The organism is Pelotalea chapellei (assembly GCF_018531195.1).
GTDB lineage: Bacteria > Desulfobacterota > Desulfuromonadia > Geobacterales > Pseudopelobacteraceae > Pelotalea > Pelotalea chapellei.
The window spans coordinates 81,127-101,950 of sequence record NZ_JAHDYS010000012.1 but is presented as its reverse complement, the minus strand read 5'-3'; the positions used below and the strand labels follow the sequence as shown (position 1 = coordinate 101,950).

The window sequence follows — 20,824 nt, the reverse complement described above, 5'->3', positions numbered from 1 at the left end:
ACATAATAATATATTGAAAATAAAGCATTATTATCTTATTTTATCTATTCATTATCTATTCAAAAAGGCACCACCTATGCGAGTCAGTGATCCTGACAATCCAGACCGGTTACTATCATTCCTGGGTACGGGAATATATTCCGCGCCGGAAATCCAGCAGCGCTTTCGTTGCAGCCAACCCACGGTTTCTCGTTTACTCGCGCAACTGGGCGACAAGATAACTATTATTGGGAACTCACGGGCACGGCGCTACACAAAAACACGTGACGTACGGGGTCTTGGTGGAGCATTTCCAATTTTTAAAATTGACACCGAAGGCAATGCCCACCTGATCGGGACGCTCTACGCCGTTGCACATGATCATTTCCTCTGGAACCCTCTCAATGCTCGTGAACAACTGTTCCGGAGCCTTCCCTGGTTTATTGCCGACCTCCACCCCGAAGGTTTTGTCGGCTGCGCTTTCGTACGCCAGTTACATGAGCAATTGGGGCTTCCTCCGCGCAGCGTTGACTGGAATGAAGATCACGTTTTGTGTGCATTGGCGCGTAGGGGCGAGGACCCCATGGGGAGCCTGGTCATTGGCCGGGAATCCATTGAGAGATACTTTCGCTTGGTCCGCGAGTTACCCGCGCCAATCCGGGAAAATGAAATTGCCGATACCTATATGCGCTTTGCCCAAGAGGCCATGGACGGCCAGCCGGTAGGATCATCAGCGGGTGGAGAGCAGCCCAAATTCACCGCCACTATCGAGCGCTCGGGAGAAGTTCGGAACGTCCTGGTTAAATTTTCTCCGCCTGTCAGCACAGATGAAGGAAGACGCTGGGCCGACCTCCTTATCTGCGAGCATCATGCTCTGCAGGTGGTACAAAACTCGGGCATCAATGCAGTCCGCAGCAACATAATCGAAGCAGGTGGCCGGGTATTTCTGGAGGTGATTCGCTTTGACAGGACCGGACTGCTGGGGCGCCTGCCGATTATTTCAATGCGAGCGATAGACAATGAATTCTATGGTTTTCAGGATAACTGGGTTAATGCCGCAAACAGAATGGCAAACGATGGAAGGCTGTCAGCCCAGGATGCTGCTTCTCTCAGGTGGCTCTCGGTTTTTGGCAGCTTGATCGGCAACAACGATCAGCACTTTGGCAATGTCTCTTTGGTTATGCTTGATGGCAGCAGCCTGTTCAGGCTTGCTCCCGCCTATGATGTGCTTCCTATGGTCTATAGGCCGATTGACGGGGCTGTTCCCTCACGCCCTTTCACTGTACCTGCGGTTGCTCCCGGCGCTCCTAACGAATGGTCTTCCGCACTTGAAAGTGCCGGCCAATTCTGGAGCCAAGCCGAATCCGATATCCGCATTTCCAAAAAATTTCGGAAGATCTGTTCAGAAAACTTCAAAATAGTTAAAAGATTACATGCCGGGCCCCGGTTATTTGCATAAAGAGCTGGCCTATCCCTTTTTGGAATTGTAATGTTTCGCTTGATTCTGCTTGGCGTGTATCGATGTGTTGCGCATGGCGGAGTTGACGGGAGTGGCTGAGAAGTAAGCAGGGGATTGTCCTGTATCTGGCTCTCCAGTAAGGACAGTTTGCCGAACTCACAATATTTCAATTCGACAAAGCAAGTTACGATTGTTATGCTGTTTTTACCATTTATTGAAAAAAGCCTGTCAGACCTTTGCTGGCAGGCTTTTGTATAAGACAGAGGTTCTGTTATCAGCGACCTGTCCCGTCTCATTCCGCATATTTGTGCCCTGGCCTGGCGTTATGCCGGTGGAGCTTTTTTTCTGCTGGCCACCAATGCCTTTGCCCTGCTGATTCCCTGGTTTCTCAAGCTCGCGGTGGAGGGGTTGCAGCATCCGGAGTCGAGCCGGTTTTCTCCCGGCGCCTGTGCCGTGGTAATCGTCTTTCTTGCAATTGGTCATTGCGTTACCCGTATCTTCTCACGAACCCTTATTCTTAACGCAGCCCGTTTCATCGAATTCCGCATCCGGGAAGAGCTCTTCCAGCGCCTGCTGCTACTGGATCTCTCCTTCTTTTCCTCCACCAGGACCGGTGATGTCCTGTCACGTTTTTCCAATGATCTGACCAATGTGCGCATGTTGACCGGCTTCGGCATCATGAGCGCCCTGAATACCTTCATTCTTTATATTTCAGCAGTGACGCTGCTCTGGCGCATTCATCCCTGGCTGACTGTTTGTGCGGTGGCGCCCTTTCCGGTGATGGTGCTGGTGGTGAAAAAGGTCAGTCAGAGGATGTACCAGCGTTCGCTGGGAGCCCAGGAAGAACTGGCGCGGCTGAGCAGCCTAGCGGAAGAATCGGTGTCATCAGTACGCCTGATCAGGTCCTATTGCCGCGAGGAGCATTTTCAGGCGCTGTTCGAGGATGTGGCCAGAAGCTATCTGGAGCAGAATCTGGGTATGGCGCGGCTGCGAGGGCTGATCATACCGGTCATGGCACTGGCAACCGGAGCGGGGACGTTGGTGGTGCTGTTCCTTGGAGGCCGCCTCGTCATACAGGGCGCCATCACTCTTGGAGATTTCGTGGCGTTCAGCGGTTATCTGGCGATGCTGGTCTGGCCAACGGCCATGCTGGGATGGATCCTGACCCTGTCGCAGCGCGGTGCGGCTTCTCTTTCGCGTTTGTCTGAAATTCTGGCAGCTGATTCAAAAGTAACGGATGCCCCGGATGCGCTGGACTTGAAGGAAGTACGCGATTCAATCGAGCTGAACCAGGTTTCCTTCTCTTATGGAGATACCGTGGTGCTGGCTGATATTTCCTGCACAATAAAAGCGGGAGAGCGTGTCGGCATTACGGGTCCGGTTGGCAGTGGCAAAACAACTCTGCTCAGATTGATTCCGCGCCTTTTGCCGATCAATGACGGCATGATTGTTATTGACGGACATGACATTAATCGCATCTCTCTGGCAAGCCTGCGCAGCAGGATCGGCTACGTCCCCCAGGAGGCATTTCTCTTCTCGCGCAGTATTCGTGAGAACGTTGCCTATGGCGACCATCAACAAGCGGGAGATGTGGCGGAAGCTGTTCGTCAGGCCGGTTTCACCGAGGATGTGGAGAAGTTTCATGAAGGGCTGGAAACGATGGTGGGGGAGAAGGGGGTGGCCTTGTCAGGAGGGCAGAAACAGCGCCTTTCCATTGCGCGCGCTCTTTTGTCCGAACCTGATATTCTGCTGCTGGATGATCCACTCTCTGCTGTTGATGCGGCTCGGGAAGAGGATATTCTGGAAGAGCTCGGCCGTTTCTACGGCAATCGGACAGTGTTGATAGTTTCCCACCGCCTGTCCGCGTTCAGGGATTGCCATCGGGTACTGGTGCTGAAGGAGGGAAGGATCATTGAACAGGGAAGCCCGGTGGAGCTTCTGGCTCAGGAGGGAGTTTTTGCTGGAATGCATCGTGAACAATTTGAAAGCGGAGACCGGTAACTGGGGACTAGTGAGCTGTAACATCTAACCCCCTCCCTAACCCTCCCCCTCCTGGGGAGGGAACGCGCTCCTCCCTCCAGCGGGGGGAGGTTGGGAGGGGGGAAGCCATGGTGTGAAAAAATAAGAGGTAACATGATGCCAGGGACCCAGGACGGGGAAAAGCAGTGAAGCGGTAAAGAGCATTGCCTGGTCCCCGATCCCAAGTCCCTGTCTTTAAAAAGGATATCCAAGACCTACAAAAATGGCTGGACCGCTACGCCCGATCCCCATATCGACTCTTCCTACGATATTTGGACGAACAATGGCGCGGAAACCGATGCCGGGATTGAATTCGAAATTATCCAGGTTAGCCTTGTCCAGTGATTCCATCACCGCCCCCAGATCCACGAAGGGGGCAATTTCCCAGTCGGCAGTAACATTGAATATCTCCCACCGAAATAGTCTGATGCGCTCCTCCAGGTTGCAGAGAAAAAAGCTGTTGTCTATGAACCGGTTGCGCCCGTAGCCACGCAAGCTGCTTTCGCCCCCCAGAATACTCTGCTCCAGGAAAGGGACATTGCCCCCCAGGGTCTGATTGTACATCAAGCGAAAAATGCTGATGTAACGGGCATTATCCAGGGGGATGTAGCCTTTGAATTCTGCTTCATAATGCCGGTACTCTGAAACGCCACCCAATTCCTTGAAGCTCGGTTCTACGGATAATTTTGCATAGCCGCCTCTGGTGGGGGTGTCACGGTTGTCAAGGGTGCTGTAGATAAGGGATAGACGCAGGGTATGGGCAGTAAAACCTTTTAGACCCGGTACCTGTGCTACGGTAAACTCGTCTCCGGTATAAGGAAGTTTTTTCACCGCACCCCGGCGAATTTCCACATCACGCAACCGGTCTCCGATCACAACCTGGAAATGCTCTCCAATAGGAAATCCGGCTGCCAGGTTGTAGCCGATTTCCTGGTCGGTATAGTTTGTCTCCTCCTGTTGCGGGCTTTTGGCATTGAATCCATAGAACCGCGCCGAGCCATCTGCAAAGGCAAATGCAAAGAGGTTCAGGTCGAGTTTCTTCTTCAGCAAGGTCATGTCCTTGAACCTGGCCTCGTAATCGTAGTTTATTTTTGTTGAATGGGAGAGGTTGAACTCAAGGTTCCGGTTGGGCGCCGGATAAAAAGCTCCATAAAGCGATGTAGTGATGCCGAAGTTAGTATTCTGGTTTATCTGGGGGGCCAGCAGCGTGTTGATCTCGTCCTTTTTATCATGAATCAGAAAGGCAGCCAGAGCGCCGGTGGTGATCCCTTCATTGGGGCTGGAGGCGATTACCGGTAGTGGAACTGTGACGACCTTTACGGTTTCTGCACAGTCTTCGCAATCCAATATCGGTAAAGTATCACGCTGAAGATAGCTGGTGCAGCCGCAGATCTGGCTGGCGCAGAGCAGCATTCCAAGAACAATAAGCTTTGAAAAGGTGGAGAAATATCTTGTGTTGGGCACTGTAAGCATAGTCGAGATATGTATCACCTGCCTGTAAGAGGTGTCAACAACCTGCTGTGAAATGGGCACTGATAGCGCTTGTTTCCGCAATGCCGCTGGGCTATACTTTTTAATCGATTTTTTCCCGCCACCCTCACTGTAGGTACCCATGAAACTCAATGCCAAGCTCGTCATAATCATGATGTCACTGCTAGTCCTGACCATGCTGACACTCTTTATCCTGAACCAGTTTGCCCAGAATGACCTGGTCAACGAGATCCAGGAAAGTTCGCAGGAAATCTCCAAAGCCGTGCAGATGAGTATTGCGGATCTTACCTCCGAGGCCGAAACATCGCGCCTGACGGAATACCTGCACCTGGCCCGCGAAAAAGGGATCAACGAGATCAATATCATCAACAGTGAAGGTGAAATCATTGACTCCTCAGACCCGGAGAAAATCGGCAAGACCCGTGAATTGAAAAAACTTGAGAAAGGTGTTCATGCGGCACCGCGTACTAATGGAGGGTCAATTCTCTCCCAGAGACGCTACGAAGTGGTGGTGCCGGTCATCGTGGGCGACGAGCACCTGGGTTATGTGCAGATCAACATGCTGCTGGATAATATCCGCGACATCCAGCACGCCAACTTTATCCGCCGCCTGTTTGCCACCTGCATGGTGTTTACTGTGGGTATTGCGTTGATCGTTTTTCTGGCGCGACGCTATACGGAGCCGATACATAATCTGGTGGAGGACTTTAAACGCGTTTCTGCCGGAGACTTGTCGGTCACCATACCGGTAACCAGTGAGGATGAGCTTGGCGAACTGGCGGACGGCTTCAACAATATGGTGGAAAAGCTGCGCGAACGCGAGGTGCTGGAGAAACGGCTCTATGAAGCCGAGCATCTTTCCCGGGTAGGCCAACTGGCTTCCGGAATTGCGCATGAAATTCGCAATCCCCTCAATTATATAAGTCTGGCCATTGACCATATCCGAGCTGAAATGCTGCCCTGTTGCGGTGACAAAGTGGGTGAGCTGACCGAACTGACCGACAAGATCAAGGAAGAAGTGCGCCGGGCCAACTACATGGTGCTTAATTTCATGAATTATGGCCGGCCGCTCAAGTTGCGCCGGACGTTGACCCCTTATAAGGATATCCTCGACAAAGTACTGCCGTTGTTGAATGAACGTCTGGCTGAACAGCGTATTTCCATCGTAATAGAATTGGAGCCGGACCTGCCTTTCCTGTGGGTGGATCAGGAGCTCTTGCGCAACTGCATTCTCAACTTTATCAACAATGCTGCCCAGGCAATGCCTGGAGGGGGCCAGATAACCCTGGGTGCCGTGATGGGCGCGGAGAACAAGAGTGTGCTGTTGACCTTCAGGGACCAGGGGTGTGGTATTGGTGAGGAAGATCTAGGGAAAATATTCCAGCCCTATTTCACCACCAAGGATGTCGGCATTGGACTTGGTCTGGCTATTACTGAGCGGGTCATCAGGGAACATGGCGGTACAATCAATGTAGAGAGCAGCATGGGCCAGGGCACGACGTTCATTGTGCAGCTGCCAATGAAGCCGGAAGAGGTGTAGAGGCCGGTTCTCGCACGGAGGCACAAAGGCACAAAGTAAGCCTTCATGCATGATCCTATACGGATGTATTTTCTTAGTGTCTCCGTGCCTCCGGGTGATCATTGTTTTTGAAGCTAAAATTCACACAAAGGCACAAAATAAGCCTTCATGCATGATCCTATACGGATGTATTTCCTTAGTGTCTCCGTGCCTCCGTGTGATCATTGTTTTTGAAGCTTAAACCTGAACTAATTACTTTTCGCAGCCGAGGAACATATGAACAGTGTCAAAAAGCAGGGCAGTATCCTGATAGTGGACGATGAGAAAGGGCAGCGGGACATTCTCAACATGATCCTCCGCAAGGAGGGATATGACATTGTTGATGTTCCAGGGGTGCGCGAGGCGATGGAGCAGATGGAGCGGCGGGAATTCGACCTGATCCTGACTGATCTGAAAATGCAGGGGCAGAGCGGCCTGGACCTGCTGGAAATCGTTCTGAATGAGGACCCTCAGCAGTGTGTCATAATGATGACAGCCCACGGTACAGTTGACTCGGCCGTGGAAGCCATGAAAAAAGGCGCCTTTGATTATCTGGAAAAACCGCTGGAGCGTGAAAACCTGCTCCTGACCCTGCGGCGTGCCTTCGAGCGTATCCACCTGGTACATGAGAACCGGGTGCTGCAGAAACGGGTTGCGTCCATCCAGACCATCCCCAACATGCTGGGTGAACATCCCAAGATGCGCGAGGTATTTCGGATAGTTACCAAGATCGCGGCGACCACCTCAACGGTACTGATTGTGGGGGAGTCGGGAACCGGCAAGGAACTGGTGGCGCGTGCCATTCACGAAGGCAGTCAGCGCAAGGACAGGCCCTTCATGGCCATCAACTGTGCGGCAATTCCTGACACGCTTATTGAAAGCGAACTGTTTGGTCATGAGAAGGGGAGTTTCACAGGTGCCAACGCACGTGAATTCGGAATTTTCGAAGCTGCCAACGGCGGCACGGTGTTTCTGGACGAGATCGGCGAAATGAACGTAGCAATGCAGGCCAAATTGCTGCGAGCCATACAGGAAAAAGAGATCCGTCGGGTAGGGGGCAAAGTCAATATCCCGTTGGATGTGCGCATCGTATCTGCCACCAACAAGGAACTGGAACAGGAGATCAAGCGGGGAGGCTTCCGTGAAGACCTGTTCTACCGTCTCAACGTGATTCGCATCAACCTGCCTTCTTTGCGAGAGAGGGGTAACGATGTCAAAACTCTGGCAGAATTCTTCGTCAAGAAATACAGCCAGGCCTCAGGAATCGCCATGGATGGCATTTCAAAGCCCGCACTCAAACTGCTGATGAATTATGCCTGGCCCGGCAATGTCCGCCAGTTGGAGTCTGTCATCGAACGTTCGGTGCTCATGGCGGAAAGTAACTATATCGGGCCAGAGGATCTGCCTAGCGAAATTACCGCAACCTCGCTTTTGGCAGGTGGTGTACCCTTTGATCTGCCGCCGGAAGGGATAGATTTTGAAGCCCTTGAAAAAGGTTTGATCATCAAGGCTATGGAACGTGCGGATTGGGTAATCGGCAAGGCAGCACCACTGTTGGGGATGAGTTACAAAACCCTGCAGTACCGCTTGGAGAAATTCGAGATTGAGCGTCCCGAGAAGCGGGGCAGAGCATAAATGGGTGGTGAGATGAGCGAAAACGATCATCAGCTGAGGATGAAGGAAATTGCCGGTGATATTTCTGCTCTTGGAAGGGATCTGCTGCATGCGGGCAGAGTAAATTCTGCTGCTGTTCAATTTAAAAAAGCTCTTGGTCTGGTCAGTGACGATGCCGATGCCACCCTTGGCCTTGGATACTGTTTGCATCAGCAGGGAAGGTATGAGGAGGCTCTTGCCCTGTATGACAGGCTGGTAAAGGTTTCTCCAGGTTGTGCGGCTGGATGGAATAACCGTGGCACAACTCTGCTGGAGATGTGCCATTATGAAGATGCAGCCAGCAGCTTTATCCGAGCCCTGGAAATTACACCAAATCTTCATGATGCCCGTATTGCCCTGGCGACCAGCCAGCAAGCATTGGGGCTGGTGGATGAGGCCCTAAGCTCTTGCGAAATGGTGCTGGCCGCTGTTCCTGAGCATGCTGAAGCCCATTGGAATCGGAGTCTGCTGCTGCTGCTGAAAGGAGAGTATCGGGAAGGCTGGCGGGAATACGAATGGCGCTGGCAGAAGCGTGGCTTTACCTCGCCGCAGCGTAACTTTCTTCAGCCTCGCTGGAACGGTGAGCCGGCTGCCGGAAAAACTATTCTGATTCATGCCGAGCAGGGCTTTGGCGATACACTGCAGTTTTGCCGTTACGTTCCGCTGGTCGCGGCCCGGGGGATGCGGGTAGTTTTTGAGTGTCACCCGCCGTTGGTAACGTTGATGCGATCCCTTGAAGGTGTTGATCAAGTGGTGTCTATGGGCGAACCTTTGCCGGCGTTTGATCTGCATCTACCGCTGATGAGTCTGCCGCTGGTTTTTAAAACCGAGCTTGAAACTGTTCCAGCCACGGTGCCTTATCTGAATTCTCCGACGGGCCAGACATGGCACGGAGGTCAAATTGTTGACAAAAATATCAAAATAGGCCTCTGTTGGGCCGGGAAACGTTATCCTGATCTCCAGCGCAGCTGTCCCGTCGAGTCTTTAGCCCCTCTGGCGGATCTTGATGGCATCACGTGGTACTCATTACAATTGAGCTGGAAAGATAAAATACCTCTGCCCATTAATGATTATACCGTCCTTTTTCAAAATTTTGACGACACAGCAGGCCTGATTTCACAATTGGATCTGGTCATCACCATAGACACAGCAGTTGCGCATTTGGCTGGCGCACTGGGCAAACCTACTTTGCTGATGCTCCCTTTCAGCGCCGACTGGCGCTGGCTGCTGGACAGGGATGACAGTCCCTGGTATCCGACAATAAAAATTTTGCGGCAGAAGAGCCAGAAAGACTGGTCAGAAATAATACTGCGGGTTAAAAACATGCTTTCCGAACTACAGGACGATATTTTAATTTAAATATTCAGCTGCAATTCCCCTGGAAGGTTAGGGTTGTCCGCTATCGCTTCAGCAGGCAAATCGTGATCGTTTGTCTGCGGCAGTACGGATTTGTCTGGTAAAAGGCTTCTGTCACGGTCAAAACAGAGATCTGTTTTAAAGAAACAGGAAAAATGGCCGATATATTATCAGGCAGTAGAAACTGTAGCACGGAGAACTGATATGGCGGATTCATTCGACTCCAATAACGATCCATTTGCAGCGTTTGGGGTAGACACCAGCAGTCAGCGAGCGCAGATGGCACAGTACGCCCTCATGCAGGCTGCCAATTACATGCAGAACAAAAAAAACGACCAGGCAATCGCTTCTTTCAAAAAAGCACTGGTCATGGACCCTCAGAACACTACTGCCTATACCTACATAGGTAAAATTTACCAGTCCCAAGGTAAAAATTCTGAGGCGATCAAGGCGTTCAAAGAGGTCGTTCGAATACAATCCAACCCCTACGTTTCGGATAATTCTTCAAACGCCACCTCGTTGGTAGATGCACATATTAATCTTGGAAATGCCTACCTGCAGGACAAACAGTATGCAGCATCGGAAAAGGAGTTCAAGACTGCCGCCAAGCTCGATCCGACCAATCCGCTGCCCGTGTATACCTTGGGGCTGCAGTATTCCAACACCGACCGTCTGGCTGAGGCAGAGACTCAGTTTCTCAAGGTGAAGAAGATCTCTCCCAGGGACGGCAACGTCTATTACGCCCTAGGGATGCTCTACAACAAGCAGGGACGTTATGATGAGGCGGTAGATAATATTCAAAAGGCCTTGACTCTGAAGAAGAAATTCCCTGCTGCAAATTACGAGCTCGGCGTTGCCTATGACGGGCTGGGTAAAACTGATGATGCCAAGCAACAGCTATCAATCCTGAAGAGCTCCACAGATGCCGGTGCCTATACCTATTACCAGAACCTGAAGACCTTACTGAATAAGCCGGGCATGATCGCGTTGGACACTAAGAACAGCGGCGGTTTCTCCGGATTACTCGGCCCTAACGTTCCGCTCTGGATGCTCGACCCGACCATGCTCACGCAACCTCAATCCGGTAGGACATTCTCGATCAAGATCTCTTTCAATGCCGCCATGGATGTCTCCTCGGTAACCAACACCCAGAACTGGACCATCTCACGTGCCAACAGCGTTAAAGGTGGCTACTACAACAACACCTTGCCTGCATCTGCGAAAGAAGCAGCGCTTCCCCCCAATCCCGAGATGGTAGTTTATGATGCCGTTAACCACGAAGCGACCGTAATATTCCGTCTGAACCAGAATTCAGCCGGTAATGCCGTCATCGACCAGTCCCATGTGGTTTTCAAATTCAGCGGCAAGGATGCCTTGGGCAGGGTTATGGACAAGACCGCCGACGAGGTCGACGGCTTCAGCGTCACCCCCTTCTGATTATTTTGTGGCCATAATGCAGCCGCTATTGTAGCATTACAGCTGAATACCACCAAGGGAGACTTGTTTAGATGATGAATAGCCAAAACCTGATTCTTATAGAAGGCGCCGCCACCTATGAAAGGATCCTGAACGACATCCGTGAAGTCGAAGTAGACGAGGCCATTCGCAATCTCAAGGACTTCCTCAAGATATATCCCGACTTTGCCCGCGCCCATAATGATCTGGCTGTGCTTTACCACAGGGCAGGTGATTCCCTCAAAGCGCTGGCCCATCACGAAAAGGCCCACAAGCTGGATCCGGCCAATATCACCTATCAGAAAAATCTGGCTGATTTCTACTTCGTCGAACTCGAGTGGACCGGCGATGCCATCCACATCTATCTCGGGATACTGAAAGACAACCCGTTTGATATCGAGGCGCTCAATGCATTAGGCTACATCAGCCTGCAGATCGGCCGCAAGGAGCAGGCCCGTCAGTACTTCAACCGGACCCTGCAACTGGATAGCTACAACCAGAGTGCACAGCAAGCCCTGCAGCAGCTGCTTCCGCCAGGAGAGTCAGCCTCTGCTCCGCAGCCTGCAGCACCACCTGTTCAGCCCGCCCAACCTGCACCGACAATCCAGCCTGCTCAACCGGCGCCAGTGGTCCCTTCCTTCCAGGAGCTCTTCAAAGCAGCCCAACCAGCCCCAGTGCCGGCAGCTGCACCGCCCCAGCAGAAACAACAGGGTGAACCACCCCGCTCTGCTGATCAGCTCTACAGGGAAGCGCTCCAGCTGGCTAATTCGGGCAAGACGGATGAGGCGATCCAACTGTTGGAAAAAATTGTCCAGCAGAGTCCGGACCATGCCGTAGGGCACAACGACCTGGGGGTCCTGCATCAGAAAAGCGGGCAACCCGAGAAATCGCGGCTTCACCACGAGGAGGCCGCCAGACTTCAGCCTGCCAACAAGGTTTTCCAGAAGAACCTGGCCGACCTTCTTTACGCCGAATTCGGGGAAGTTGAAGAGGCCCTCAACATCTATGTCCGTCTGCAGGCCAAGGCACCACAGGACATCGAGATCCTCAAAGCCATTGCCTCGATCTGCCTGAGCATCGGGAAGGAGTCGGATGCCCGGTTCTTCCTTGAGAGGATTCTGACACTGCAGCCGTGGGACCGCGAAGCCCAAGAGGCGTTGAAAGAGTTGAAAACAGCTGGTAAGGACAAGATATAGAGATGAAGGTTTCAATGCCCAGCGGCAGGGCCTACGGCTGGGGAATAGCCGGCAATTACCTCACCAGCGAGATAGCCAAACTCCCACCCATTGAAGGTGTTACCTTACATTGCATCAGCGGCCATGATTTCCGGCCGATGAACCCGGCCGACTGGAACAGAATCAACATCGGCTACTGCTTTTTCGAGAACGACATCGAAGCACTCCGCCACACCCGCCGCGCCGCCCGCGAATGGGATTTCATCGTGGCCGGCTCCTCATGGTGCGAGTACCAGCTCAGGATCGGCGGTGTCAAAAACACCACCACCATCCTTCAAGGTATTGACCCCGCCAATTTTCATTACCTTCCTCAGCGGCCTGAAGATGGCCGCTTCATTGTCTATTCCGGTGGCAAATTCGAATACCGCAAAGGCCAGGACCTGGTGATCGCAGCAATGCGCGTTTTCATGCAGCGCCATGATGATGTCTATCTGGCCTGTTCCTGGATGAACATGTGGCCCTTTTCTGTAGCCACGATGGGGCAGTCGCGCTACATCCAGTTCAGTGCGACCGAAGAGGAGTGCATGACCATACTGCAGTGCACCCTTGACCAGAACGGGATTCCTGCCGATCGGGTCTACCTGGCACCGTTGATCGACAACACCCTGATCCGCCAGATCTACCAGCAGACCGACATCGGTATCTTCCCCAACCGCTGTGAAGGTGGCAACAACATGGTCATGTGCGAATACATGGCTTGCGGCCGAACGGTCATCGCCAGCGATGCAACCGGCCACGCCGATGTCATCACCGGCAATAATGCCTTTTCCCTGACCAGCTACACCCCGATTCTGGCCCACGATCTGTCCGGGCAACCTGCTGGGATCTGGCACGAACCCTCTGTCGAGGAGCTGATCGAAAAGCTGGAGTTGGCCTACCAGAACCGTGACCTCTGTCAGCAGAAAGGCAAGATAGCTGCTGAGGACATGGAAAACCTCTCCTGGGAAAAAGCAGCCCGTGATTTTCACACAATTGGTGCGAGACTTGCTTCCGAACAATAGCCGCCAGTATCTATCAGGACCTCAAGGAGACTGCTGTTAATGGATATAACCTTCAACCAGCTTGCCAAGCTGGTATCTTTTATTGATGACATCGAAAGTCAGACTTACCCTGAAGCCCCCTCTTTCATTCATTCAGACATCACCGGCAAAGTTCTGGATATTCTGCTTCCCAAACTTCCTTTGAATTCAAAAATTTTAGATGTCGGCTGTGGCCAAGGCCCTGCCCTCGACATCTTCAAAACAAAGGGATACCAATCAGCTGTGGGCATAGCCCTTAATAACGAAGATGTCTGCATCTGCCGAAAAAACGGGCATAACGTAAGTAAGATGGACCAATCATTCCTTGAATTTTCCGATGCTTCATTTGACTTTGTCTGGGCCAGACATGTTATCGAACATAGCGTCTTTCCGTATTTTACTTTGTCGGAATTTGCCCGGGTGCTGGCATCTGGAGGCATGCTCTACCTGGAAGTGCCTGCACCTGAGACATCATGCCATCATGAAACAAATCCCAACCATTACAGTGTTCTCGGCCGCGGCGCCTGGCTTTCCCTGCTCAATCGCTGTGGTTTTAATGTGAATGACGATGTGCGCTTCGGCTTTACAACCCCAATGGGGCCGGATGAATACTGGGGTTTTATCTGCACAAAATCATGATTCACGAAGAATTCACGGGTTAAGGGATCATTACATGAGCACCACTCCTCACGTCTGGCTTGCCTACGCCGCCTATCCAATAACCACAGCCATATATTTTGAACGTGCACTCAGACGGTTTTGTCGCGTTACCACTATTGGCCCTTCACTGTCTGATGAGGTGATAGAGAAATATCGGCTCCAGAAGATGAAGCAGCCCCTCAAAGAGCAGGACATTGCCACGGAGCCAGCTCCAGACATGGCAATGATCCTTGCTGCCACAGACCCCGCCAACCAACCAGATCTGTATTTCTGGATCGAATCGGTAAAGGGCTGTTATCCGTCAAATCTCAATGCTCTGCGCTGTCCCAAAGTCTGCTACCTCGTTGATAGCCATCTCAATTTGGCAACCCATCTGGAATGGGCGAAACAGTTTGACATGGTTTTTATTGCGCAGAGGGAGTATCTGGACGAGTTTCGCAAACTGGGCATGAAGGCATACTGGTTGCCTTTGGGATGTGATCCCGAGGTGCATCGTCGTGTCGAAACAACAAAGATCCACCAAATCGGTTTTGTGGGAGGAGTGCCAGCCGGATCGCGCCGGGAAGCCTTGCTGAAGAGTCTTGCCAGCCAGATACCTGTCTATTACGAGCGCTGCTTCTTGGAGGATATGGCCCGTGTTTTTTCCGAGTCACGTGTCGTTTTCAATGAGGCGATCAGGAATGATCTGAATATGCGGGTGTTTGAAGCCATGTCCACCGGTACGCTTCTATTGACCGATATGGCACGCAACAGCGGTCAGGATGAACTGTTTCATGACGGCGAAGATTATGCCGTATATAAGGACGGCAATATATGCGATACAGCATGCTTCTATCTGGATAACGAAGAGTTGCGCGAGCAGATTGCCTCACGCGGGCAGCGTCTGGTTCACAATGCCCATACATATGCCCATCGGATGGAAGATCTGCTGGCTGTGGCCCTGGGTGGCAAGCCTGATACCTTTTCAGCAGCAGAACTGCGCCAACGTTCTTTAGCAGGTGTGCCGGATATCGACGCCGAACTTCCCGCACGGGTGAACATAAGCAGCGCCAGACGCAGTTTCATTATCCCGGTGCTGGATATGTCACCGGCCAGTGAATATAACATCCTGACCCTGCTCAAAGATCTGGAAGGAGTTGAGGGTGACGTGATCGTTGTCTTCAACGGGCAGGAGGTGGGAGAACAACTCAAAGATCATCCTCGCATCGATCGCTATGCCATCATGAAGCATAATATAGGTGTGGCCCGTGCCTGGAACCTCGGACTTGAAATCGCTGCCACTCCTGTCGTCTTCATCCTTAATGCAGACCTTCACGTCGAAAGAATGGCCATAGACACCATAGAGCAAGCCTTGCTCTCTCTGCCTGATGCGGCCTGCGTAGGACCTCAGGGTTCGTTTTTCGATTTTGCCCTTGCCAAGGATTATACATATTTTGATAAAGGGACCTTCAACCAACCGCTGGAGGTGGATGCGGTCTCCGGCTTCTTCTTTGCCATCAAGCTTCAGCATTTCAACGAAAAAATTATCCGGTTCGAGAACGCCTTTACCCCATGTTATTTAGAGGAATGGGATCTTGGGTTACAGATCAAACGGGCCGGTCTTAAAAACTATATAGTACCTACCAGTGCCTATGACCACCACTGGAGCGGCACCATCCGAGCCCTGAGAGAAATCAATTTTTACGAAAAAGCCGAGACAGCCGGAGAGATCCTGCTGCGCAACCGGAGGTTGTTTCTCACCAAGTGGCGCAGCATCACCAGCCGGGAAAACAGCCGGCACTTACTGGAAAGCGGGTTTTTAAATTATGCATCGAGACTCGCTCACAACCTGATGGTTCAAGGAAGATTCGATGCCGCTCGCCAATTGATCGAATCCGTCGATCAGCGTTGTCCTGGCGCCCCTGAAATGGCTGCGTTGGGAAGATTAATCGGCGTGATGGCCAGCAAAGCCGGAGATTAGGACGAGATTAGGCTTGAAGGGAATAATATGATCGATTATATGCTGTCCAAACTCGAAGATCAGATGCGCCAGTCGCTTAATGTTCAGCAAAAAGGGAAGCTTTCTGAGGCCTTGGGTGAGTATGAGCTTATCCTTGAGGCGCTTCGTTATTACGAGGAGCTGGGATACAGCCAGAGAGTGGAGGATATCCACTCTCTACTGCTAAAAGCCCAGCAGGATCCTGCCTTGACGCTTTACTGCCATGCCCTGGTTCTGTACTACCGTCGGCGTTATTCCAGCGCACTCGAGGCCATAAAGTCTGCTGTGGCTGTAGCCCCTGAATTGATAATCCTGCACGTACTGAAAGGCAGAATTCTCACTGCTCTGGAAGATCTGCCGGCCGCTTACGCAACGTACCAGCAGATTCAGGAGTTGGCCCCCGCCTGGAATGGGGCGAACGACAGTTTCTTCATGCTTTCTGCAGAAAATGAAATGCCAGGTCCGGATTATTACGACTGGCTGCAACGTTTTCATCACTGGCTTCAGCCCTCCACCTATGTTGAAATTGGTCTGGGACATGGCCGCTCACTAGCACTGGCCGGAGCAGAGACAAAGGCAATCGGCATTGATCCCTATCAGGGTTTCTGGGAGAGGCTGAACTATGTCTCTCCACATGTCCCGGCAACACTCTTCCCACTGACCAGCGATGACTTTTTCGAAAAACATGACCTGACGGTGGTCCTCGAAGCCGACACCTTTGACCTCGGCTTTATTGACGGTCTTCACCTTTTTGAACAGGCGCTGAAAGACTTTATCAACCTGGAGCGGTATTCCAGAAAGGATTCGGTGATCCTGATCCATGATTGCCTGCCGATCGCACCGATCGTCGCCGAGCGGGAACGATGCACCGGGTTCTGGACCGGTGATGTCTGGCGCATCATCCCGTGCCTGAAGACCTTCAGGCCGGATCTGAAAATATTCACCATCCCCACCAAACCATCGGGGTTGGGGGTGGTGACCAACCTTGATGCAACGTCCACCGCCTTGGCTGATAATTACGACGAGATTGTGCGTTATTACCTTTCATTGAGCTGCCCGGAAATCTTTGCTCAGCGACGTGCCGTATGCAATGTAGTATCGTATGATGAGAACTCCATAAAAGAGCTACTGAAATGCCACTGAGTAATCGGGGGCCTCAATCTGAAAGAAGCCTTAGCCCGGCAATATTGAAACCATTGTAAGCTCAATGAGGGATGTCAGCAGTGACGCTGAAGAGTCCTACCGAAAGTACTGGAGTGAGACAGGGGTATTATCGAAAAACACATATTAGACACTTTGTTAAGAAAACGGTTGGTGGAGTAAATACACTGTTTCCCGATTTCAACTCCCAGCCTCAACATTGAGCTACTTCAACACAAATGTATCACGCCTGGAAGTCCGACAACCTCCTAGAGATTATTCACTATGACAAATATAACCACACCGCCCAGGAAAAATTGCCATTTTGCAATCTAATTATATTCCTTGAAAAGAATATTTTGATCTAATTGGAATGGTTGATGAATTCATTCTTTACGATGATGTGCAATATACACGGCAAAATTGGCGAAATAGAAACTTATAAAGTTCTCTGTGAAAATTTGTTCCAAAGGGACGAAGGTCGCTATTTACTGAAAGGACATTTAATGGAAAATCCGAACAAACCCGAATTTTACAACAAACTATATAATGGCATATGGGAAATCAATGGCTACTCGCAGCCTTATGAATATGAAGAAGCTAGCAGGATTAGTTTCTATGACAATTTGTTGCGGTTGCCTTTCTTCGATGGGGAGGGAAAAATACTTGATGTCGGTTGTGGTATGGGAGGAATCTTCAGTGCCCTCCCTCCAGGTAATAAGTTTATAAAATTTGGGATCGATTTTTCACATGTAGCAATAGAAAAGTTAAAGCGCCGAATTCCGGATGGCACTTTTGTAGTCGGTGATGTACACGCTCTCCCGTTTGAAAATGATTGTTTTCTGAAAGTGATATGCACTGAAACCTTAGAACACGTTGATAAGCCATTTACTGTCATTGCGGAAATGTTTCGTATCTTGCAAGGTAATGGCAAATTACTCATCACCGTTCCTGAAAAAAGCCTGGACCTTCCGTCTGAAAGCTGGCCGGGCGGTATCAGTGTTCATATTAACCAATTCACAGTTGAATCTTTGTCTGCAATGGTTTGTGATAATGGCTTTGTAATTGATTCGACTGAAATCATTGACAGAGAAATTTGGCTGATTGCATCGAAACCGAAAATCAATGATAAATGCAGGCGTACAAAGACACAGTATAGTCTTTATGACGTTAACTCCGACATTCAGATGGCCAGAAAGCTTTTTGGACAAGGAAGCTATTTAGATGCTTTCGATCGGTATGAGCAGCTTGCAGATGCATATCCAGAGCATACGATTGAGATCCTTGCCGAAGCATTCGACAAATATGAAACCCTTCCTGATAAACACAACAGATACCATCTTTATCAAGCAAGGCATTTTGATTTTGGCATACAATCCTCTGATAAGGTGCTGGACATCGGCAGCGGCCATCTTCCGTTCCCGTTCGCCACACACCTTGCAGACCTGGCACTGGAAGATGGCAATGTGGGTCGTGCGGGGATTCCCTTCAAGTACCTCGACGGAAAACCGGTCTACGAGTGCAACATCGAGAAGCTTCCCTTTGCAGATAAGGAATTCGACTTCGTCTACTGCTCTCATGTCCTCGAACATACCGACAGTCCTGAGAACGCCTGTCGGGAGCTGATGCGCGTAGCAAAACGGGGCTACATCGAAACACCTACGCGCGGAAAGGATCTCTGGCTGAATACGGCCGAAATTAGCAATCACCGCTGGGCCGTCGAGTGTGTTCACCAAAAGCTGGTCTTCACCGAATACATTCCCCATGAGATTCAAGGACTCAATTGCAACATTTTGATGAGCATGCACTGTTCTCCACAGACCTTGCGGGAAAAGGCCTTTTCCGCGCTTGTCTACCTCAAGGCGGATCTTGTCAACACAATGGTCTACTGGGAGGGCCAGTTCGAGTTCGAGGTGAGACGGCTTGCATCGGAAGAAAAGCCGGCTGCGCCGGTTTCTTTTGCCGCTTCGACTCCTCCGGGTGGGCCTGTAGACACTCTGGGTGTAGCTGTCCCCTTTTCGTGCATCTTCCTCAATACCTATTACGACGGTTTTCTCAGCGAGCATTACCTCAGAAACTCTGTCCTTGCACAATGCACATATCAAGAACAGAAATTGTCTCTACAGGATAGCTGTTTTGGCGACAGCGACTTCTATTCCGAAGGGATGAAAAAAGCCGGGTGGCAGGCTGAAGACCTGATTCTCAACTGCCGGCACCTACAGGACGCTTGGGCGCGGGAGAACGGAAAACCCAGTGAAGGCCTAGCCGTCGCCGTCGAACAGATACGGTTAATCAAACCACGGGTAGTTTACCTCCAGAATCTCGGTTTGGCGACCAAGCAGTTTCTTGCCGAAATCAGACCGCATACCGACCTGATTGTCGGTCAGATTGCCTGTCCTATACCGTCACAGACTGACATTTCAGGACTTGATATAATCTTTTCGTCTTTTCCCCATTTTGTAGAAAGATTTCGCGCGGCAGGAATTACCTCCTACTATCAACCCCTGGCCTTCGAGCCTCGGGTACTGAAATCACTGACTCATTTCGCATATCAGAAGCGCCCTGTTGAATGTTCATTCATAGGAGGAATTTCTCCCATGCATGGCAAGGGTTACCAACTTTTGGAACAGCTTGCGGTCAGTGTTCCGATACATTTCTGGGGATATGGCGCTGAAACATTGCCCCCGGGATCTGCCATCAGGAACAGTCATCATGGCGAGGTGTGGGGCCAGGAGATGTTCTACCTCCTGGGGGCATCGCGGATTACGATTAACAGGCATATCGATGTGGCTGAAAACCATGCCAACAACATGCGCCTCTTTGAGGCTACCGGCTGTGGAGCCCTTTTGATAACGGATTACAAGGATAATCTGAACGAGCTGTTCGAAATCGGGCAAGAGGTTGTGGCATACCGCTCACCAGAGGAATGCGCAGAACTCATCAAATATTACCTGGCTCACCCGGTCGAGGCCGAAAGAATCGCCAGCGCGGGCCAGGCTCGTACCCTGCGTGACCACACCTATGATAATCGCATGAAACAGACCGCCGAAATCCTTGAGCGCCATCTTCGTTATCGCCGGGAAAAGGATCGTTTTCCGGCGCCCGACTTGGCGAAGATATCCTATGGGCATGCCGCGATTGCGGAATCGGACATCACGCCGAAACTGACCTCGGCATGGCAGGACGCGAGTATTCCCGACTTGCAGAGGGCACTGGTGCAGAAGGAGCTTGCGGAGATGTATCAGGGGAGAGTTCCAGTGGTGTTCCAAGTGGTTGCCGATGCCCTGATGCCCCATGTGGCCCCCGGCAGTTCGGTTCTGGAGATCGGCTGTGCCAGTGGCTATTACTACGAAATCCTTGAATATCTCCTAGGCAAACGGATCGACTACACCGGTGTGGATTACTCGGAGCCGCTCATCACCATGGCACGGGACTACTACCCCACTGCTAAGTTCTTTATTGCGGACGGGGCCTCCCTCTTCTTCGCCGACCGTCAGTTCCACATGGTAGTTTCCTCCAGCGTCCTGCTCCATGTACCTAACTGGCGTCAGCACATCTTCGAGACGGCACGGGTGGCTGCCCGGTTCGTCGTGGCGCACCGGACCCCGATTTGCCGGCGAAAGCCGACCCAGTACCTGAAGAAATTCGCCTACGGTGTCGAAACCGTCCAGTTCATTTTCAATGAAGAGGAATTTATCAGAGAGTTCACCGTCAACGGTCTGAGCCTCATTCGAACCCTTGAATACCATTCTAACCTCGCCGACGATTCGTACGAAGTGACCTACCTGTTCAGGAAAGACGGAATCCGTTCCATTCTCTGAC

The 20,824-nt window shown here is 51.4% G+C and carries 13 protein-coding genes and 1 pseudogene; 13 read left to right on the top strand and 1 reads right to left on the bottom strand.

Going from position 1 to position 20,824, the window contains the following annotated elements; translation table 11 throughout:
- Positions 1-76 precede the first annotated feature (76 nt).
- Together yjjJ and KJB30_RS13145 are read left to right on the top strand one after the other, a co-directional pair.
- Positions 77-1,438 (top strand): type II toxin-antitoxin system HipA family toxin YjjJ, encoded by a 1,362-nt coding sequence (yjjJ, locus tag KJB30_RS13150; RefSeq protein ID WP_214300026.1) that lies wholly within the window; start codon positions 77-79, stop codon positions 1,436-1,438.
- Between the two features lie 273 nt (positions 1,439-1,711).
- Positions 1,712-3,439 (top strand): ABC transporter ATP-binding protein, encoded by a 1,728-nt coding sequence (locus tag KJB30_RS13145; protein ID WP_367618985.1) that lies wholly within the window; start codon positions 1,712-1,714, stop codon positions 3,437-3,439.
- A 213-nt stretch (positions 3,440-3,652) separates the two neighbouring features.
- Here KJB30_RS13145 and KJB30_RS13140 read toward each other — a convergent pair whose 3' ends face one another.
- Complete coding sequence (locus KJB30_RS13140) at positions 3,653-5,101, bottom strand: BamA/TamA family outer membrane protein (RefSeq protein ID WP_367618982.1); 1,449 nt, start codon at positions 5,099-5,101, stop codon at positions 3,653-3,655.
- Here KJB30_RS13140 and KJB30_RS13135 point away from each other — a divergent pair.
- The 11 genes and pseudogenes from KJB30_RS13135 to KJB30_RS13085 all read left to right on the top strand — a co-directional run bounded on the left by KJB30_RS13135 (position 5,070) and on the right by KJB30_RS13085 (position 20,823).
- Positions 5,070-6,488, top strand: coding sequence for a sensor histidine kinase (locus KJB30_RS13135; RefSeq protein ID WP_214300024.1), 1,419 nt, complete (start codon positions 5,070-5,072; stop codon positions 6,486-6,488). The two genes, KJB30_RS13140 and KJB30_RS13135, sit on opposite strands and share 32 nt — an antisense overlap.
- 255 nt (positions 6,489-6,743) lie before the next feature.
- Positions 6,744-8,141, top strand: coding sequence for a sigma-54-dependent transcriptional regulator (locus KJB30_RS13130; protein WP_214300022.1), 1,398 nt, complete (start codon positions 6,744-6,746; stop codon positions 8,139-8,141).
- A gap of 12 nt (positions 8,142-8,153) precedes the next feature.
- Positions 8,154-9,518, top strand: a complete 1,365-nt coding sequence (locus KJB30_RS13125) for a tetratricopeptide repeat protein (protein ID WP_214300020.1) — start codon at positions 8,154-8,156, stop codon at positions 9,516-9,518.
- A 201-nt stretch (positions 9,519-9,719) separates the two neighbouring features.
- Positions 9,720-10,952 carry a tetratricopeptide repeat protein gene (locus KJB30_RS13120; protein ID WP_214300018.1) on the top strand — a complete coding sequence of 411 codons (1,233 nt, stop codon included), beginning with the start codon at positions 9,720-9,722 and terminating at the stop codon, positions 10,950-10,952.
- A 71-nt stretch (positions 10,953-11,023) separates the two neighbouring features.
- The gene (locus KJB30_RS13115; protein WP_214300016.1) at positions 11,024-12,166 is read left to right on the top strand and encodes a tetratricopeptide repeat protein; all 1,143 of its coding nucleotides are present in this window, start codon (positions 11,024-11,026) and stop codon (positions 12,164-12,166) included.
- 2 nt (positions 12,167-12,168) lie between these two features.
- Positions 12,169-13,206, top strand: coding sequence for a glycosyltransferase family 4 protein (locus tag KJB30_RS13110; RefSeq protein WP_214300014.1), 1,038 nt, complete (start codon positions 12,169-12,171; stop codon positions 13,204-13,206).
- 39 nt (positions 13,207-13,245) lie between these two features.
- Positions 13,246-13,863, top strand: a complete 618-nt coding sequence (locus tag KJB30_RS13105; protein WP_214300012.1) for a class I SAM-dependent methyltransferase — start codon at positions 13,246-13,248, stop codon at positions 13,861-13,863.
- 34 nt (positions 13,864-13,897) lie between these two features.
- On the top strand, positions 13,898-15,844 hold the full coding sequence (locus tag KJB30_RS13100) for a glycosyltransferase family protein (protein ID WP_214300010.1): 1,947 nt from the start codon (positions 13,898-13,900) through the stop codon (positions 15,842-15,844).
- Between the two features lie 27 nt (positions 15,845-15,871).
- Positions 15,872-17,005, top strand: a complete 1,134-nt coding sequence (locus KJB30_RS13095; protein ID WP_214300008.1) for a class I SAM-dependent methyltransferase — start codon at positions 15,872-15,874, stop codon at positions 17,003-17,005.
- Positions 17,006-17,366: 361 nt separating this feature from the next.
- Positions 17,367-17,447, top strand: a pseudogene (locus KJB30_RS18655) (WbqC family protein); the annotation flags it as partial.
- Positions 17,448-17,508: 61 nt separating this feature from the next.
- The gene (locus KJB30_RS13085) at positions 17,509-20,823 is read left to right on the top strand and encodes a methyltransferase domain-containing protein (protein WP_214300006.1); all 3,315 of its coding nucleotides are present in this window, start codon (positions 17,509-17,511) and stop codon (positions 20,821-20,823) included.
- Position 20,824: the final 1 nt, after the last annotated feature.

What these genes read in the sequence shown, in the direction of transcription:
- KJB30_RS13140 (WP_367618982.1), bottom strand. Translation starts at nt 5,101, where the DNA reads ATGATTATGACGAGCTTGGCATTGAGTTTCATGGGTACCTACAGTGAG.
- KJB30_RS13130 (WP_214300022.1), top strand. Translation starts at nt 6,744, where the DNA reads ATGAACAGTGTCAAAAAGCAGGGCAGTATCCTGATAGTGGACGATGAG.
- KJB30_RS13115 (WP_214300016.1), top strand. Translation starts at nt 11,024, where the DNA reads ATGATGAATAGCCAAAACCTGATTCTTATAGAAGGCGCCGCCACCTAT.
- KJB30_RS13125 (WP_214300020.1), top strand. Translation starts at nt 8,154, where the DNA reads ATGAGCGAAAACGATCATCAGCTGAGGATGAAGGAAATTGCCGGTGAT.
- KJB30_RS13085 (WP_214300006.1), top strand. Translation starts at nt 17,509, where the DNA reads ATGGAAAATCCGAACAAACCCGAATTTTACAACAAACTATATAATGGC.
- yjjJ (WP_214300026.1), top strand. Translation starts at nt 77, where the DNA reads ATGCGAGTCAGTGATCCTGACAATCCAGACCGGTTACTATCATTCCTG.
- KJB30_RS13120 (WP_214300018.1), top strand. Translation starts at nt 9,720, where the DNA reads ATGGCGGATTCATTCGACTCCAATAACGATCCATTTGCAGCGTTTGGG.
- KJB30_RS13110 (WP_214300014.1), top strand. Translation starts at nt 12,169, where the DNA reads ATGAAGGTTTCAATGCCCAGCGGCAGGGCCTACGGCTGGGGAATAGCC.
- KJB30_RS13095 (WP_214300008.1), top strand. Translation starts at nt 15,872, where the DNA reads ATGATCGATTATATGCTGTCCAAACTCGAAGATCAGATGCGCCAGTCG.
- KJB30_RS13100 (WP_214300010.1), top strand. Translation starts at nt 13,898, where the DNA reads ATGAGCACCACTCCTCACGTCTGGCTTGCCTACGCCGCCTATCCAATA.
- KJB30_RS13135 (WP_214300024.1), top strand. Translation starts at nt 5,070, where the DNA reads ATGAAACTCAATGCCAAGCTCGTCATAATCATGATGTCACTGCTAGTC.
- KJB30_RS13105 (WP_214300012.1), top strand. Translation starts at nt 13,246, where the DNA reads ATGGATATAACCTTCAACCAGCTTGCCAAGCTGGTATCTTTTATTGAT.